Genomic DNA, 1,613 nt, shown 5'->3' with positions numbered 1-1,613 from the left:
CGGGACGTCGTCGAGAACGACGAGTTCGCGGCCTTCGCCCGGCGCATCATCCGCGCCCACGGCCGCCGCGTCGCCACCGGCGACGTGGAAGCCCTCCGCGACCTGGTCGCCCTGGCCACCAACCTCGACGACGCCATCGGCGAAGCCGTCATCGGCCTTCGGGCCTTCGGCTACTCCTGGGCCGAAATCGGCGCCCGCCTCGGCATCTCCCGGCAGGCCGCCCAGCAGCGCTGGGGAGGCCAGCAATGACCGCCGTCACCTACGACCCGACCGGCACCCGCACCGGCTTCCCGACCTTCCCCTACCGGATGGCCCCCGACGGCCTCGCCACCCGCCGGCAACTGCGCGCCGCAGGCCTCCGCCCCGGAGGACACGACCCGGTCGCCCAGATCCTCTGGCGGCGCGGCAAGCGCGTCGCCTACCTCTACCGCCTCGACCTCGCCGCACCCAAACGCACCGCCACCCCCGCCCAGCGGGAGGCCATCGCCAAAGCCCTACGCGCCCGGCGCACCTGCCGGCACTGCGGCCAGATCCAGACCTACTACATCCCCCGCCGTACCGGCTCCTGCCTCGACTGCACCCCGGGAGGTGCCCGATGACCACCGCCATCACGAACCTCGCCGCTCAGGAGCGGATGACCCCGGACGACTACGTCGTGACCACCCTCGCCGCCGACTTCGCCGCACGCGGTGAGCTGTCCTTCGAACGGTTCCTTGCCGGCTACTACGCCGAATCGATCCGCATCATCCAGGAAGCCCACCTCGCCGACTGCACCGCCAGCGACGGCCACGGCTGCAACACCTGCGCGGGCATCCGCGTCGGCCTCGCCGGCCTCATCGCCGAAGAACGTGCCGTCACCGCCGGGGAGGTGCCCACCGATGCCGGGCACTGACCACACCACCACCGGCACCCGCGTCGAGGGTGTCGTCCTGGTCCTCATCCTCCTCACCGTCGCCGGCTTCGCCGGGGCAGCCTCGTTCACCCACGTCAAAGACTGGACCCTCACCAACTCCCCTGACGGGACCGGCCAGTGGTTCGGCTGGGCCAACGCCGTCATCTCCGAACTCGTCCCCATCGCCTCACTCCTGACCATCCGCCGACGCCGCCGGGCCGGCGCATCCATCGGCTACCCGATGCTTCTGCTCATCGCCGCCGCCAGCCTCTCCCTCGCCGCACAGCTCGCGGTCGCCAAGGCCGGCCCGTCCGGCTGGCTCCTGTCCGCTGTTCCGGCCCTCGCTTTTATGGCCCTGGTCAAACTCGTCCTCGCCCCCGCACCCACCGCGCGGGAAGACACCCGGCCGCCGGCTGAGTCGGCCGCGCCGATTCGGGTTCAGGTGGCCGAGCAGGTCACCACCGAACCTCCGGCTGCCATCACCCCGGCACCCGAACCGGCACCCATCCCGGCCACCGTGCCGGCCACCCAGGCCGTTGAGCCGGAGCCTGTCACCGTGCCGGCCGCTGAGCCGGTCGAGGTGCCTGCACACCTGCTGCCCATGGCCCGGTTCGCGGCCGTACAGCACGAACAGTCCACTGGGGCACCGATCACACCGGCCGAGCTGGCCGACCGGCTTGATGTCGCTCCGGCCGTTGCCGGGCAGATCCTCACCACCCTG

At 72.0% G+C, this 1,613-nt stretch carries 4 protein-coding genes; all 4 read left to right on the top strand.

Annotated features, from left to right (window positions below; genetic code table 11):
• Positions 1-249 (top strand): hypothetical protein (locus ACNAVT_RS31705; RefSeq protein WP_416301666.1); only part of this gene is annotated, 249 nt, incomplete at its 5' end.
• The gene (locus ACNAVT_RS31700) at positions 246-599 is read left to right on the top strand and encodes an RRQRL motif-containing zinc-binding protein (protein WP_416301664.1); all 354 of its coding nucleotides are present in this window, start codon (positions 246-248) and stop codon (positions 597-599) included. The genes ACNAVT_RS31705 and ACNAVT_RS31700, both read left to right, overlap by 4 nt.
• Entirely contained in the window at positions 596-892 is a 297-nt protein-coding gene (locus ACNAVT_RS31695) for a hypothetical protein (protein WP_416301662.1), read from the top strand. Before ACNAVT_RS31700 ends, ACNAVT_RS31695 begins: the two co-directional genes overlap by 4 nt.
• Positions 879-1,613, top strand: a 735-nt coding sequence (locus ACNAVT_RS31690; protein WP_416301660.1) for a hypothetical protein, incomplete at its 3' end; no start/stop codon positions are given. The genes ACNAVT_RS31695 and ACNAVT_RS31690, both read left to right, overlap by 14 nt.

The sequence above is a fragment of the Micromonospora sp. SL4-19 genome (genome assembly GCF_047921475.1).
Classification (GTDB): Bacteria; Actinomycetota; Actinomycetes; order Mycobacteriales; family Micromonosporaceae; genus Micromonospora.
The sequence above is the reverse complement of the archived record's forward strand: the minus strand, read 5'-3'. Positions and strand labels throughout refer to the sequence as shown.